The sequence below is a fragment of the Metabacillus sp. 84 genome (assembly GCF_050107715.1).
Lineage (GTDB): Bacteria > Bacillota > Bacilli > Bacillales > Bacillaceae > Metabacillus_B.
In genome coordinates this window covers 114078-128593 of record NZ_JBNILN010000007.1, presented here as the reverse complement: position 1 = coordinate 128593, position 14516 = coordinate 114078, and the positions used below count along the sequence as shown (strand labels likewise).

General features: G+C 42.7%; 14 protein-coding genes and 1 other annotated feature. Of the genes, 3 read left to right on the top strand and 11 right to left on the bottom strand.

Annotated features, from left to right (window positions below; genetic code table 11):
• Nucleotides 1-2 precede the first annotated feature (2 nt).
• Both spxA and ACQCV8_RS13835 read right to left on the bottom strand, forming a co-directional pair.
• Complete coding sequence (spxA, locus tag ACQCV8_RS13840; protein ID WP_426845286.1) at nucleotides 3-401, bottom strand: transcriptional regulator SpxA; 399 nt, start codon at nucleotides 399-401, stop codon at nucleotides 3-5.
• Nucleotides 402-649: 248 nt separating this feature from the next.
• Nucleotides 650-1228 (bottom strand): GNAT family N-acetyltransferase, encoded by a 579-nt coding sequence (locus ACQCV8_RS13835; RefSeq protein WP_426845284.1) that lies wholly within the window; start codon nucleotides 1226-1228, stop codon nucleotides 650-652.
• A 136-nt stretch (nucleotides 1229-1364) separates the two neighbouring features.
• Here ACQCV8_RS13835 and ACQCV8_RS13830 point away from each other — a divergent pair, with 136 nt between their 5' ends.
• Entirely contained in the window at nucleotides 1365-1544 is a 180-nt protein-coding gene (locus tag ACQCV8_RS13830; protein ID WP_426845282.1) for a hypothetical protein, read from the top strand.
• A 36-nt stretch (nucleotides 1545-1580) separates the two neighbouring features.
• Here the strand turns inward: ACQCV8_RS13830 and ACQCV8_RS13825 are convergent, their stop codons facing one another.
• The 6 genes from ACQCV8_RS13825 to ACQCV8_RS13800 all read right to left on the bottom strand — a co-directional run bounded on the left by ACQCV8_RS13825 (nucleotide 1581) and on the right by ACQCV8_RS13800 (nucleotide 8779).
• Nucleotides 1581-2768 carry a putative glycoside hydrolase gene (locus ACQCV8_RS13825; RefSeq protein ID WP_426845328.1) on the bottom strand — a complete coding sequence of 396 codons (1188 nt, stop codon included), beginning with the start codon at nucleotides 2766-2768 and terminating at the stop codon, nucleotides 1581-1583.
• A gap of 219 nt (nucleotides 2769-2987) precedes the next feature.
• Complete coding sequence (locus ACQCV8_RS13820) at nucleotides 2988-3929, bottom strand: ABC transporter ATP-binding protein (protein WP_426845280.1); 942 nt, start codon at nucleotides 3927-3929, stop codon at nucleotides 2988-2990.
• Entirely contained in the window at nucleotides 3930-4973 is a 1044-nt protein-coding gene (locus ACQCV8_RS13815; RefSeq protein ID WP_426845278.1) for an ABC transporter ATP-binding protein, read from the bottom strand. It lies immediately after the preceding gene.
• Nucleotides 4974-4991: 18 nt separating this feature from the next.
• On the bottom strand, nucleotides 4992-6020 hold the full coding sequence (opp3C, locus tag ACQCV8_RS13810) for an oligopeptide ABC transporter permease (protein WP_426845276.1): 1029 nt from the start codon (nucleotides 6018-6020) through the stop codon (nucleotides 4992-4994).
• On the bottom strand, nucleotides 6020-6949 hold the full coding sequence (gene opp3b / locus ACQCV8_RS13805; RefSeq protein WP_426845274.1) for an oligopeptide ABC transporter permease: 930 nt from the start codon (nucleotides 6947-6949) through the stop codon (nucleotides 6020-6022). The genes opp3C and opp3b overlap by 1 nt, the downstream gene beginning before the upstream one ends.
• Nucleotides 6950-7084: 135 nt before the next feature.
• Complete coding sequence (locus ACQCV8_RS13800) at nucleotides 7085-8779, bottom strand: peptide ABC transporter substrate-binding protein (protein ID WP_426845272.1); 1695 nt, start codon at nucleotides 8777-8779, stop codon at nucleotides 7085-7087.
• Between the two features lie 380 nt (nucleotides 8780-9159).
• Between ACQCV8_RS13800 and ACQCV8_RS13795 the strand changes: the two genes are divergently transcribed.
• Both ACQCV8_RS13795 and trpS read left to right on the top strand, forming a co-directional pair.
• Nucleotides 9160-9513, top strand: a complete 354-nt coding sequence (locus ACQCV8_RS13795; protein WP_426845270.1) for a DUF3899 domain-containing protein — start codon at nucleotides 9160-9162, stop codon at nucleotides 9511-9513.
• 45 nt (nucleotides 9514-9558) lie between these two features.
• Nucleotides 9559-9773 (top strand) — a binding site (T-box leader).
• A 50-nt stretch (nucleotides 9774-9823) separates the two neighbouring features.
• Entirely contained in the window at nucleotides 9824-10813 is a 990-nt protein-coding gene (gene trpS / locus ACQCV8_RS13790) for a tryptophan--tRNA ligase (protein ID WP_426845268.1), read from the top strand.
• Nucleotides 10814-11176: 363 nt separating this feature from the next.
• Here the strand turns inward: trpS and ACQCV8_RS13785 are convergent, their stop codons facing one another.
• The 3 genes from ACQCV8_RS13785 to ACQCV8_RS13775 all read right to left on the bottom strand — a co-directional run bounded on the left by ACQCV8_RS13785 (nucleotide 11177) and on the right by ACQCV8_RS13775 (nucleotide 14284).
• Nucleotides 11177-12493 carry an MFS transporter gene (locus ACQCV8_RS13785; protein WP_426845266.1) on the bottom strand — a complete coding sequence of 439 codons (1317 nt, stop codon included), beginning with the start codon at nucleotides 12491-12493 and terminating at the stop codon, nucleotides 11177-11179.
• A 162-nt stretch (nucleotides 12494-12655) separates the two neighbouring features.
• Complete coding sequence (locus ACQCV8_RS13780; RefSeq protein WP_426845264.1) at nucleotides 12656-13408, bottom strand: YjbA family protein; 753 nt, start codon at nucleotides 13406-13408, stop codon at nucleotides 12656-12658.
• A 93-nt stretch (nucleotides 13409-13501) separates the two neighbouring features.
• Nucleotides 13502-14284 (bottom strand): DUF2268 domain-containing protein, encoded by a 783-nt coding sequence (locus tag ACQCV8_RS13775; protein ID WP_426845262.1) that lies wholly within the window; start codon nucleotides 14282-14284, stop codon nucleotides 13502-13504.
• Nucleotides 14285-14516 lie beyond the last annotated feature (232 nt).

Sequence of the window (14516 nt, the reverse complement as noted above, 5' to 3'; positions counted from 1 at the left end):
GTTTATTCATTTACTAAGCGCTGTGCTTCACGCAGCTGGTACGTACGGACTTTTCTAGGCAAAAAGCGGCGGATTTCATCTTCATTGTATCCCACCTGAAGACGTTTTTCATCAATCATGATCGGCCTTCTCAGAAGACCCGGATAATCCTGGATAAGCTGATATAGATCCTGCAGAGGCATGCTCTCAAGGTTTACGTTTAATTTTTGGAATATTTTAGACCTGGTGGAAATAATCTCATCCGTTCCGTCCTCTGTCATCCTCAAAATTTCTTTAATTTCATTGATGGACATGGTGTCGGATAAAATATTTCTTTCAGTATAAGGAATTTCATGTTCTTCGAGCCACGCCTTTGCTTTTCTACATGAAGTACAGCTTGGTGATGTATACAATGTTACCATTTAATTTCACTCCTCTGTACATAGTTTAAAATAAAATTACTTTAAACAAGTAATATCTATTGCTCATTATACTATAAAAAAGTAAGTTAGTGAATATCTTTTCAGCAAAACTTTGACAACTTCGTTACAATTCCTACTCAATCAACTTATCCATTGTTAAAAATGAAAATGGAAATATTCAAACAGGATATCTGAAAGAAATTTCAAAGAAGCACTGCCCAGCGTGTCATTTAAACACACATTCTCATTTAGCTCTCTTCATCGAAAATATCATTGAGCTCGTCATCGCTTCTGATTTTGAGCACATCTGTTACATCTTCATAAGAACGGCCGTACCATTCCTTATCCTTATACGTATGAATCTGTTTGTAGGTTTCCTTCATTGCGGAAAAAATTTCTGATTCAGGCCTGTCGTTAGGAGACCAGTATAGGATCTCCATGTGGTTCACTTCATTAGTGGCAAGAGACTTTCTTGCATATCCGATAGAGCTTGCGTGATGAAACCCTTCCCTTTGATAAAACTTCAGCCGCTTTGCCGTATCAAGATCTGTTTCATCAACAGGCTCAACCTCCAAGATGATTGGCTTGTTCTTTTCTTTCATTCTGGAAATCAGTTTGTGGCCCAAACCTTCTCCACGGGCGTCCTTGGAGACATATATGTAATCGATAAACAGGAAATCCTCCAGCTCTGCGAACATCAAAACATGCTTTGGACCTTCATCCTTATAGTAAATATCTCCCTTTTCTTTCAAAAGGGCCTCTATATGCTCACGTGACTTCATCTCTTCAATTGGAAAGTACTGACTCAGTTTCTCATACCAGTTCATTCATTCTCTCCTAATTTGTAGTTGTATAGATAATTTACCCATTTGCCTCATGCATAAACATAAAAATGTACACTTCACATAATTAACTGAAAATTCCATTATAATAACGTATAATGATTTTAAGGAGCTGACGAATATGCTTGCCTACTTTACTGACTTTGCTTTGTTCTCATTATTTGTTATTGGATTAACGGCAACGATGGGAGTTATCGCCAACGGGATTGGATCAGGGTTATTTGGCGGGAAAGAGAGAGCCAAGTATTATCAGCAATCATTGAATACACAAAAAGGATGGAATCGGGTAAAGAGGAAATAACCGCAGGCTGAGCGTGCAGCCTGCGGTCTTTTTCTTTTATTTTTCCAGGGGAGTGTAATCCACCCCTTTAGTATAGCGGCTGCCGGCATTCCATAACAGAAACTCATTAATTCCTTCTTCATTCAGCGCTTTGATCTGCGCCTCCACTTCCGATTTTCCATATTTAATATAATTTCCCGATCCTAGATAGGATGCAGTGAAATCCTGGAGCCATGGCCGCGAAATTGGAGGAGTTTTTAATTCAGCCAATTTTTTGTTTTCCACCTTTGTATATTCTTTAACAAGCTTGTAGGGCTCTGTATCGGGCTTTTCAATCCCAAAGTAAGGTCCCCAGTGGCTCGGGTAGATCATGGAAGAGATCACGTCCACATTTTCTGATATTTTGCTGAAATTCTGGCCGATTCCGGGAGCTTCAGGAATGGTAGCAGAATAGCCGAATATATCCACTGATACTTTCACGCCATATGGCTTTAATTCCTTGCGGGCATATTCTACAAAGTCCGTCACAGCCTGAACCCGTTTTTGAGTATTATCACGGCTGTCTTTCTGATAATCTCCTTCGCTGTAAGTCAGCCTTTTATCTTTCGTTTCAAACCCCTCAGGAAAACGGACATAATCAAACTGGATTTCTTTAAAACCCATTTTAGCAGCTTCCTTTGCCGCCTCTACGTTGTATTCCCACACCTCTTTGACAAACGGATTGACGAATTTGTCACCGCCGCCGTTTTCCCAAACTTCTCCGTTCTCCTTGTAGGACCATTCCGGTTTTTGTTCTGCCAGAACCGAATCTTTGAAAACCACGACCCGGGCGATGGGATAAATCTTATGTTCCTCAAGCTTTTTCATCATTTCTTTTGGTTCTTTTATGTAGGACTGGCTGACGTCATAAAATGAAGATTCTTTATCAGGCTTAAAGGTCAAATTGCCATGATCATCTTTTACATCAATCACCATACTGTTTAATTCTGTATCGTCCATCATTTTCAGCAGAGAATCCATCTTTTCTCCTCCGGCAGAGGATCCGGTCACATAGATTCCTCTAACGGCATCAGGGTATTCGAAGCTGTACCCTGAGTCATACTCGAACCTGGGCATATGCTGAGGGAGTTTTTTTTCAGGGATTGCGATTTCACTCATGGCCAGCGGCTTGCTTTCCGCTGCTGCAGCAGATAAGGCAGGTCCTGCAATGGCCACCGCACATCCCGCTGCGGCAACTTTTAACATTACTTTTTTAATCAATCCGGTTCCTCCTTTTTTTTATCTCTTTCTTTAAGTATAGGGAAGTTCTTGATAGGTTGATAGTGGATACCCTGTTTATAATGACAAAATGAGACATTTGACGCAGTCCTCAGGTAATCCATTGCCCACTTTATTCCACAATGCTTCATCTGGTACATAAACCAAAAAACGCGCCAGGCTGTACCGGCGCATTTTCTAATTCTATTATACTGTAGCAGAATACTGTTTTTGGTATTGATCGAATTCTTCTTTGGAACACATAACAAAATGTCCAGGTGTCACTTCTCGGAATTCCATCTCTTCGCCAGGCTGGCTCTTATGCTTAGAAGGATCATATGTCTTTCTGACGCGGGTGCGCTCATAATCCGGATCCGGCAGCGGGATGGCGGAAAGCAATGATTTCGTGTACGGATGAATAGGATTTCTGTACAGCTCCTCAGCCGTAGCCAGTTCAACCAGTTTTCCGAAGTACATTACCCCAATTCGGTCGCTGATGTATTTAACCATGGATAAATCATGCGCGATGAATAAATACGTCAGCCCCTTATCCTTTTGGAGCTGCTTCATTAAATTCACAACCTGGGCCTGAATGGAAACATCCAAAGCAGAAATCGGCTCATCAGCGATGATAAAGTCAGGCTCTACAGCCAAAGCACGTGCAATTCCGATACGCTGGCGCTGACCTCCGCTGAATTCATGAGGATAGCGGTTGGCGTGCTCACGGTTCAATCCGACTGTTTCCAGCAGCTCATAAACGCGCTCCAGCCTCTCCTTCTTCGTTTTCGCCAACCCATGAATATCAATTCCTTCGGCAATAACGTCTACTACTTTCATTTTGCCATTAAGGGAAGCGGAAGGATCCTGAAAAATCATTTGCATTTTACGGTTAAGCTGCTTTAGTTCTTTTTTGGATTTTTTCCCGTGAACGTTCTCGCCATTGAAAATAACGTCGCCGTCTGTCGCATCATAAAGCCGGATAATCGTTCTGCCCGTCGTAGACTTTCCGCAGCCGGATTCACCAACAAGTCCAAGAGTTTCCCCTTTAAATATCTCAAAGGATAAGTCATCTACAGCCTTTACCATGTTCGGCTTCCCTATGTTAAAGTACTGCTTCAGGTTTTTTACTTCAAGTAATTTTTCAGCCACTTATTTCCCCTCCTTCGCTGCAGGGAACATTTTCATCCGTTTGCGGACAGCTTCAGGCGGCTCCACAGCTGGAGCGTCCGGGTGCAGAAGCCATGTTGCTGCATAATGAGTGTTGGACACTTTAAAAAACGGAGGCTCCTTCTCCATATCAATCTGCATCGCATATTCGCTCCGCAATGCAAAGGCATCACCCGCAGGAGGATTGAGCAGATTTGGAGGAGTTCCCGGTATTGAATAAAGTTCTTCTTCTGTTGCGTCGAGACTTGGCATAGAGCTCAAAAGGCCCCATGTGTACGGATGCTTCGGATTGTAAAAGATCTCGTCTACCGTTCCGATTTCCACTATTTTTCCGCCGTACATAACCGCTACACGATCAGCTACGTTTGCAACGACTCCCAAATCATGGGTTATAAAAATGATCGATGTGTCAATTTTTTTCTGTAAATCCTTCATCAATTCAAGAATTTGCGCCTGAATGGTTACATCAAGAGCTGTTGTCGGTTCATCCGCAATCAACACCTTCGGATTGCAGGCAAGCGAAATAGCAATCACGACACGCTGCCTCATCCCGCCGGAAAATTGATGAGGGTATTGCTCAAAACGGGCTTCCGCATTCGGAATCCCAACAAGGCGCAGTAAATCAATCGCTTGTTTCTTCGCTGTTGCTTTGCTGGCTTTTTGATGTTTAATAATCGGTTCCATTATCTGACGTCCGATTTTCATTGTCGGATTCAGGGAAGTCATCGGATCCTGGAAAATCATTGAAATGTCTTTACCGCGAATCTTCTGCATTTCTTTCTCGCTGACTTTAGTCAAATCCTTGCCATTAAATAAAATTTGACCTTCTTTGTATTCAGAGTTGCTTTCCGGCAGAAGCCTCATGATACTTTTTGTTGTAACGGATTTTCCAGAGCCCGATTCACCAACAATCGCAAGCGTCTCTCCTTTAAACAAGTCAAAGGATACACCGCGGATCGCTTTTACTTCTCCTCCAAATGTATGAAAAGATATATTTAAATCCTTAACTTCCAACATTTTTTCCATGTTTTCCACCTGCCTCTACTAATCGCGCATTTTCGGATCCAGCGCATCGCGCAGACCGTCTGCCAGCATATTAAAGCTAACCATAATAATACTCATAATGACTGCAGGGTATATCAACAGATGCGGGTGCAGCCTCATCGTTCTATAACCATCATCAATCAAGGTTCCAAGAGATGCCAGTGGATCCTTCAGCCCGAGCCCGATGAAGCTTAAGAAAGCCTCGAAGAAGATGGCACTTGGTATAGTAAACATTGTGTTAATGATAATTACTCCTACAAGATTTGGCAGCAAATGTTTAATCATAATCCGGAGGTTTGAAGAACCGAGAGTCCTGGATGCAAGCACAAATTCCTGGTTCTTGTATTTAATGACTTGAGCACGCACGACCCTTGCCATAGTCGTCCATCCTGTAATCGTTAACGCGATTGTAATGGATAAGATACCTGGTTTTAAAACAATGATCATTAAGATTACGATAACCAGGTTTGGTATACCTACAAGAATTTCAATAATCCGTTGCATGAAGGAATCTAGACGTCCTCCGAAGTACCCGGAGATTACACCATATGCAACACCAATTACCATATCAATGGCTGCTGCTAAGAAAGCGATATAAAGCGAAACCTGAGTCCCTTTCCAAATACGGGTGAATTGATCCCGTCCGAGAGCGTCTGTTCCAAACCAGTAATATTCATCTACTTTCTTCAGTTCATATGCGTTGTATTCTGTACCATTTTTTCTTTCTGCCATACCGTCAAAAGGGAGCCAGCCAATATTTTCCAAACCCTGAATCCGTGGCGGTAAATTGTTATGTGAGACCGTTTGCGTATCGAAATCCTTCCCGCTGACGAAAGGTCCTAAAAATGCCATCATGATAAGCAATGCCAGAGCGATCAAACTTAAAATAGCTGCTTTGTTTTTCCGAACCCTCAGCCAGGAATCCTGCCAAAAGCTCAGACTTGGTTTATTAATGACCTCTGCTTCACGAGAATCAACCTGTACTGGCTGAAACGATTTCTGATCAAACTCTTCTTTAGGCTGTGCCATTATTTCTTCCCTCCTGCTACCCTGATCCGTGGATCAATGACTCCATATAAAATATCCACAACAAGTATGATGAGGATAAACAGAGCTGCAAACAAAATAGTCGTCCCCATGATAACCGGATAGTCATTAACATTAATCGATGTAACGAACTGTTCACCAATTCCTGGCACAGCAAAAATTTTCTCTACTACTAGAGATCCGGTCATCAAACTGATTGCCAATGGCCCAAGCACAGTTACAACCGGGATGAGGGCATTTCTCATTGCATGTTTAAACGCAACCTCCCAGTAGTTAGACCCCTTTGCTTTTGCCAACGTTATATAATCCGAGTTTAATACATCAATCATTTCTGTTCTCATAAATCTGGCTGCAATGGATAGCGGAAAAATGGATAGGGCAATTGTCGGCAAAATACTGTACTCCGGTCCATTCCAGAAAGCAACTGGAAGCCAACCTAATTTTACGGCGATAAAATATTGGAGCAGTGCCGCAAATACGAAGGATGGTACAGATTTACCCAGGACAGCAATCAGAGTAGAGCCGTAGTCCATCCATGTATTTTGTCTCAGTGCGGAAATTATCCCAAGAAATATCCCAAGGAAACCGCCTAACAGCATTGCCTGAAACCCAATTGTTGCAGATGGTCCTATCCGATCGGAGATTAATGCAGTTACTGGAGTATTATCAAAAGTGAAGGAAGTACCAAGGTCTCCTTTTGCAACACTCACCATATATTTTGTGTACTGAACAGGCAGAGGTTCATTTAACCCATACTGCTCCTTTAACATCTCGAGCTGATCAGGTGACAGTTTGTTCGCATTTGTAAACGGAGTACCCGGTATAATTTTCATGAGGAAAAACGTAACCGAAGTAATAATAAACAGTGTAATCAGCATAAATAAAATACGCTGTGCAATATATTTAACCATGCTCGCACCTCCTGGAAACACTAAGATACCGCCGAATTATTCATTATTCGACAAAATAAATGGAGAGAAAAGGGAGTATAGGATTTAGCGTATACTCCCTTTTCTCTTTTTTTCTTTTAACCTGTCAAACTTCTATTATTCTGTAACTTTAATCCACTTGTAAGAATATTCTGGTCCATTTAAGTGATAGACAAAGCCATCAACTTTAGGAGCAACCAGTACGTTAGCTGCACGCTGGTAAACCGGGGCAAGACCAGCATCGTCCATCAGGACTTTTTCAGCTGCTTGAAGAGCTTCAAAACGCTTGCCTGGCTCTGCAGCCAGTTCGCCTGTTGCTTGTTTCAGAAGTTTATCATACTCAGGGTTAGAGTATGCCATTCTGTTGGATCCGCCGTCTGTGATCCATAGGTCAGAGAACGAAATCGCATCTGCGTAATCAGGACCCCATCCAGCAAATTGAATGTCATATTCCATTTTCGTATCAAGATCAAGACGTACGGAGAATGGAACACTCTTAAGGTTGATTTTCAAACCTGGAAGGTTTTTCTCAAGCTGATTTTTCATATAAGCATCTGTTTTCTTAGCAGAGTCTGTGTCTCCGCCGATATAATCAAGTGTAACTTCTTTTTTGCCGATTTCTTTCAAGCCTTGTTCCCAAGCCTTTTGAGCTTCTTCAAGGTTGTATGTCAGCATGTCTCCATTTGCCTCACGGAAATCCTCACCCGTATCAGGATGTTTAACAAATTCTTTTGGTACAGCATAATTTGCCGGTACAGATCCGTTGTTCAGGATGCTTGCAGCGAGGTCTTCTTTGTTGAAGCCTTGTGCAATTGCTTTTCGGATGTTCACGTTTGCCAAAGCTTCGTCTTTTTGGTTCAGCTTCAACCAGAAAATTGTCGGCTCAAGCCATTTAACCAGGTTTTCGTCGCCTTCATATTGAGGTACAACGTCAGAAGACAGCTTTCCAGTGACATCTGCTTCACCGCTGTCGAAAAGATTTGCTGCTGTGGCGGAATCCTTAACAACGTTGAAGTTGATCTTTGTCAATGTTACGTTATCTTTATCCCAATAGTTGTCATTCTTTTCCATAGTCCATTTTTCTTTCGTATTACCGCCCCAGTCAGACATTACGAAAGGTCCGTTAAATACGAGGTTATCAGCATTCATACCGTACTCTTTCCCTTTTTCAGTAACAAATTTCTCGTTTTGAGGGTAGAACGTAGCAAATGCCATTAGGGATTTGAAGAATGCGATTGGTTTAACAAGTGTGATTTCAAGAGTGGTATCATCAATAGCTTTAATTCCAAGTTCTTCCGGCTTCATTTCGCCTGCTGCGATTTCAGCGGCATTTTTAATTTTTCCAGACATCATATAAGGACCGTAAGGAGATTTTGTTTCAGGGTTAATAGCACGCTGCCAAGCGAATACAAAGTCGCTTGCTTTAATCTGATCACCGTTCGACCATTTAGCATTTTCATTCAGCTTAACCGTAGCGACTGTATCGTCCTCGTTCCATTCAGGATCGCCTTTTGCCACTCCGTCAACAGTCTGCTGATCTTTATCCGTGCGGTAAAGACCTTCGCCTACGTTGTTAAGCATAGACAAGCTGATTGTATCCTCTGCAAGTGCACTGTCTAATGAAGGAATAGCAGAAGTCTCAAGAACTGTGATTTCCTGTGGTACGTCAGCTGCGGGTTTTTCTGTATTTTCCCCTTCGCTGCCGCCGCCTGAAGGTTTAGCTGAGTTTCCTCCTCCGCCATAGCATGCAGATAAGAATAGGCTTAGTACCAGAGTAAGTACTAAAAGTAGTGAAAATTTAGTCTTTTTCACAAAGTTGACCTCCCTTTTATTTTCTGAGAATTCTTACAAGGACTATTATACAAGTTTTTGAATATTTGTACATGTGTTTTTTTTAAAAAGTTTACAATATTGAAATAAAATTAAGAATTCCAGCCTAGTTTAGTAGTTAGTAAGCCCTAAAAACCCTTTATTTATATTGGCTTTTTACACAATCCCTGCCTACTCGCTGCTGCTTTAAAGTAAAGTTGTAAAATTACCGTAAACTTCTGTATTATGTTGTAATGTATAATAGAAATTGGGTATAATTGTAGGAATATATTCCTTGATGCTATTTTTGTTCAATAATGATTTTAGATAAAAATATTATGGCGATACTAGTATTATGAATAGTGCAAAGAGAGGGATTGCAAATGAAAATCGGTTTTATTTTATTTGTTGGCGGCCTTGCTGCCTCATTGATCATCTCCATCTTACTGTATGGCTCTGTGACACTGCTCTCCCTGATTAATCTTTTGTTCCTCATTGGCGGAGCATTCTTATTCACCGCATTGTTTATCATGGTGGCCCAGGGCGGATTTTTTGATGGAATTACCTACAGCTTCAGAAGAACATTTCAATCCGGAGGCAGAGATTTAAGCAGAGAAGAAGCAGATGAAATGAGGCCGTTCTCTGAGCTGCTCTCCTTGCCTTTTATTCCGATTATGCTGGCAGGCGCTTCTTTAACAGGTGTTATGCTCGTTTGTCTGGGGTTTTTTTACGCTTAGCTTGCACGAAAAGCAATTCTTTTTTATAATATGAAACAGTTAAATGCATCGGCTGAGAGAGAGAGAAGTAGGCGAATCCTTCATTTTCAGAGAGTCTGTGGTTGCTGGAAACAGACAATGAACTTCGCTGAATGGACTTTTGAGCCGCATTCCGAACAGCAATCAGTAGGCAATGCCGTATTCCTGCGTTAAAGGATGCTAAGAGGCTTTTCTAATTTGGAGAGCAATCAGGGTGGTACCACGGTCTATTCGTCCCTTTTCAGGGATGAATGGGCCTTTTTTTATTACGTATTAAGAGGAGTGGTTTCTATTGAAAACAATTTTTTCCGGAATTCAGCCGAGCGGAGCTGTCACAATCGGCAACTACATTGGTGCCATGAAGCAGTTTATCGAGCTTCAAAATGATTACAACAGCTATTTCTGCATCGTCGATCAGCATGCTATAACCGTGCATCAGGATAAAGCCAAGCTTCGGGAGAGCACTCGCAGTCTCGCTGCTTTGTATGTCGCCATAGGGCTTGACCCTGAAAAAGCTACTCTGTTTATTCAGTCAGAAGTACCTGCACACGCTCAGGCGGGATGGATGCTTCAATGCGTCGCGTACATCGGCGAGCTCGAGCGCATGACGCAATTTAAAGATAAATCGTCAGGCAAGGAAGCCGTTGCTGCCGGTTTATTAACCTATCCGCCTCTTATGGCAGCGGACATTCTCCTTTATGGAACAGATCTTGTTCCTGTTGGCGAAGATCAAAAGCAGCACATTGAATTGACCCGGGATTTAGCAGAGCGCTTTAACCGCAAGTACAACGACATTTTCACTATTCCAGAAGTGCGCATACCAAAAGTCGGAGCCCGCATCATGTCCCTGGCTGAACCAGCCAGAAAAATGAGCAAGTCCGATCCGAACACTAAATCCTTTATTACTCTGCTCGATGAGCCGAAGCAAATTGAGAAAAAAATCAAAAGCGCAGTCACCGATTCTGAAGGGATTGTGAAATATGATAAAGAAAATAAACCGGGTGTTTCCAATCTCCTTTCCATTTATTCCATCTTTACAGGAATGAGTACAGAAGAACTTGAAGCAAAATATGAAGGCAAAGGATACGGAGATTTCAAGGGAGACCTTGCCCAAGTCGTCGTTAATGAAATCGTTCCAATTCAAAAGCGGTATTATGAATTAATGGAAACGGACGAATTGGACCGGATTCTCGATGATGGAGCAGAACGCGCAAACCGTGCAGCAAATAAAATGCTGAAAAAAATGGAAAATGCGATGGGATTAGGAAGGAAACGGAAATAACCCTCCCTTTCTCTCAGAAAAAAAGAGGCTGGGACAAAAGGTTCCCGGTTAATCAAAAAAACCGAACTATTATTTGAAACTCTGATATAGAGCTTCGTAATCGTTCGGTTTTATTCGTTTTCATGTTTTTTTAAAGGCTTTGTTCATGTATGATGTTGATTTATTACCACCTGTTGTTTGGAGTGGAAGGCATGAGACTCCTGCGGGAATAGCGGGAAAGGTGAGACCCCGCAGGCGCAAAGCGGCGGAGAAGGCTTACCGCCCGCCCCTGGATAAGCGAATGCATGCTAACTGCAATCTACAGCCGAGTTTAACAGAGCGCTTTAATGACTATATTTTTAGATATGTCCCAGCCTCTTTTCTTTATTTACTATTTTCAGCTTTCCATTCTGACTCTAGATGCGAATCTTTTGATGACTCGCTCATTCTCCAATACGTAATGAAGCTGACCGCAATACAAGCAGCTACATATACGTAGAAAAGCCACTCCACTCCCATACTTTTCATCCAAAGGGCTATAAATTCAGCTGTCCCCCCAAAGACGGCTACTGTAACAGCATATGGAAACCCTACGCCGAGAGCCCTGATTTGGGTCGGGAAAAGCTCTGCTTTCACAATGGCATTTATAGAAGTATACCCCGTTACAATAATCAGTCCGGCCATCATAAGCAAAAACGCACCGACTGGACTGGATGTCTGCTCAAGAAGCAGGAACAGCGGAACGGTAAGCAATGTTCCAAGAATTCCAAAGCCCATCAGTAAAGGTCTTCTGCCAATTCGGTCTGAAAGTCCCCCGGCAAGCGGCTGAAGGACAATAAAGATCAATAACGCCAAGAAGTTAATCCAGCTGACCGTCTCTTTAGGAATTCCTGACGTGTTGATCATAAACTTTTGCAGGTAAGTGGTATATGTATAAAACGCGACTGTTCCCCCAAGGGTTAATCCCACAACCGTAAGAACTGCCCTTGGATGCTTTAAGAGAGCTTTCAGTGTACCGGCATTCGACTTTTTTTTCTTTCCCATCTTTTCAAATTGCTCCGACTCATCCATGGTCCGCCGCAGCCACAAAACTGCCAGTGCCCCCATTGCCCCAATGACAAACGGAATTCTCCACCCCCAGGAGCTCATATCTGCTTCACTGAGCAATTGCTGAAGAATAATCTGAACTCCAAGAGCTGTAAGCTGGCCGGCAACAAGTGTAACATACTGAAAACTCGAGTAAAATCCGCGTCGGCCCGTGCTTGCCATTTCTGATAAGTAAGTTGCGGATGTCCCATACTCTCCACCCAGCGAAAGGCCTTGAAGGAGTCTGGCCAGCACAAGAATAATCGGAGCCATAACACCGATTGAACTGTAGCCCGGCGTACATGCGATAATGAGAGAGCCTGCAGCCATAACCGTAATGGACAAAGTTAAGGCTGCTCTCCTGCCATGCCTGTCCGCATACCTCCCCAATAATAAACTTCCGATCGGTCTCATCAAAAATCCAACAGCAAATATGGCAGCCGTGTTGAGCAGCTGGCTGGTCGGATCACCCTGCGGGAAAAATTCAGCCGAAAAATAAACGGCGAAGGCTGAATAGACGTACCAGTCGTACCACTCAATCAGATTCCCCACTGATCCTTTAAAAATATTCCCCGTGATGCGCTTTGTACTGGCATGATTACCTGAAACAGACATAATGAAGAATCCCCCTTGCTGCGTTAACGATTTAAAGGATGTTAGCGCTTCACCTGGTAGTATAACGCACTTTTTCCATGATTTGTATAGGGATATTGGGATAGAAAAACCCTTCATTCTACTCCTGCTAAAGGAGTAAGATAAAGGGCTTGTCCGCTTTCTTTAGTTTACTTTTGATTCGTGCTCCGTTTCCCATAGCTTCTCAAAAAAAGGCTGTCCTTTAACAAGGTTCTCACAAAGAGCTTTATGTCTGGCCGACCAGCCGTTCATGGTTTCTGAACAGAGCTTTTCAAAGACATCATGGAAGGCAAGGTGTTTGATTTGCTCGTACTCGCGGGGATTCCATTCAGTATACCAATATTTTATTTCAGCTGTGTTCTGAGTAGTTTGCAGCTGATCCATCGCCATAAAAAGCAGCTGCTTCAGCTGGCGTTCTTTTCTTGTCAGTCCTCTCATGTGATCAGGCCCCAGCGATAGAATGTGAAATTCTTTTTCCTCCCCATGCAGCGGACCGTGGAAAGGATAATCACCCGGTTCCACATCCTTCACCATTTCATAAACCAACTGTTCCTGGCGGGGGATTAATCGGCTTTTTCGGACAGGGATGCTGTAGCCGATCGTATCCACAGCAATGATCCCCTGTCCATCCGTTACGACGAAGCAGTAATCCAGTTGAATTCGTTCATGATTTTTCCGGATGTAGGCTTTTTGATGAATGTCTTTCAGGAGGCTTTGCGGAATTTCGGAAAGATCATTTTCTATATAGCGGAACAGCAGCTGATTCACCTTTATCAGAGGCACCTGATCGAGCAGTTCAACGCTATCATCCTTTCGCCATTCGTGAAAATGGCACACGTTATATCCATTTTCTTCTCCCTCAAACCAATTGACCCAAACATCATGAAGAAACAACATGTTTTACCCCTCACCTTCAAATTCTGTTTGTCAATCAGTATAGGCAGGACAACCTGAAAATATTCCAATATCTTCAGATTATGGACGCATTTTCTATTCTATTTTCAAGTCTTGGATGATCCTTTCGGCAGGCACTGTAAAAAGGGCATGTGTATCAGTTCCATTTTTATCCATATATTTCTTTACTGCAAAATAGCCTGCAGTGTACCCTAGCATTTTAGGATACATTCCTAATCCATACATCAGTTTATCGAACTGCCGGTCCTCCTGTTTTACTTTCTTGTTCGGCAGAATATGCTTCTTCCAAAACTGTTTTAGCTGCGTCTCCGCATACAGCCTGGTCCATCCTGCCGCTTGATCCTCTCCCAGGATTTCACGCACCGCATTCTCTGCCAACCCTTCCATAATCACAACATCTGTCAGCGTATAATCCTTTTCTCTTTTTGGATTTTTTTCAAGCCGGCAAATATGATGATACTCATGGATCAGTAATGCCTTTATCGCCGTTTTCGGAACGTCCGGGGAAAGAAAAAGAAAAAGCTTATCAAAAAATGCGAGACCTGATTTTCCTCCATATTCACGCTGAATCTTGGCATTTGATAAATCTCCCGGGAGCAGGAATACTGGCACATTAGGTCCCTCCCATTTTTTGCGCAAGTCTTCCACCTCTCTTTTCACATACGCCCACATTTTTTCTTCTTTTAATGCCTGAACGGTTTTTTTTGCAGATTCCGGATTTTTGTATAGCCCAAAAGTAAGCAAATATTGAATAAGCGTCTTTTCACTTCGGTCAGGAAAGTAGGGTTTTAGCTTTTTCCCCAGTTCATTCAAAGGAACCGCTTCCTCAAACCATTGATCTGTCCGGATCACACCCATTGCCATCACCTCTTAGTTAAGGTATGTATGAACAGATGAAAACGGGAGGCATCACAGGAGAATTTTAATGGGGTGGAAAGGCTATAGTAATCTTGCGGCTGGAATCGCTGCATGAATCGGGTGTTCTGTCTGCGGCGGAGAAAGGTGGGCGGCAGGCTGCGCTAGCGCTTTAGTGCTGGAAAGGGGTGAGGGTCAGAGACATGACTCCTTCAGCCCTTAAGCAACATGGAAT

Excerpts from the sequence above, each read along its gene's own strand:
- ACQCV8_RS13830 (WP_426845282.1), top strand. The coding sequence starts at position 1,365 with ATGCTTGCCTACTTTACTGACTTTGCTTTGTTCTCATTATTTGTTATT.
- ACQCV8_RS13775 (WP_426845262.1), bottom strand. The coding sequence starts at position 14,284 with ATGGGTGTGATCCGGACAGATCAATGGTTTGAGGAAGCGGTTCCTTTG.
- ACQCV8_RS13835 (WP_426845284.1), bottom strand. The coding sequence starts at position 1,228 with ATGAACTGGTATGAGAAACTGAGTCAGTACTTTCCAATTGAAGAGATG.
- ACQCV8_RS13815 (WP_426845278.1), bottom strand. The coding sequence starts at position 4,973 with ATGGAAAAAATGTTGGAAGTTAAGGATTTAAATATATCTTTTCATACA.
- ACQCV8_RS13795 (WP_426845270.1), top strand. The coding sequence starts at position 9,160 with ATGAAAATCGGTTTTATTTTATTTGTTGGCGGCCTTGCTGCCTCATTG.
- opp3C (WP_426845276.1), bottom strand. The coding sequence starts at position 6,020 with ATGGCACAGCCTAAAGAAGAGTTTGATCAGAAATCGTTTCAGCCAGTA.
- ACQCV8_RS13825 (WP_426845328.1), bottom strand. The coding sequence starts at position 2,768 with ATGTTAAAAGTTGCCGCAGCGGGATGTGCGGTGGCCATTGCAGGACCT.
- ACQCV8_RS13780 (WP_426845264.1), bottom strand. The coding sequence starts at position 13,408 with ATGTTGTTTCTTCATGATGTTTGGGTCAATTGGTTTGAGGGAGAAGAA.
- opp3b (WP_426845274.1), bottom strand. The coding sequence starts at position 6,949 with ATGGTTAAATATATTGCACAGCGTATTTTATTTATGCTGATTACACTG.
- spxA (WP_426845286.1), bottom strand. The coding sequence starts at position 401 with ATGGTAACATTGTATACATCACCAAGCTGTACTTCATGTAGAAAAGCA.
- ACQCV8_RS13785 (WP_426845266.1), bottom strand. The coding sequence starts at position 12,493 with ATGTCTGTTTCAGGTAATCATGCCAGTACAAAGCGCATCACGGGGAAT.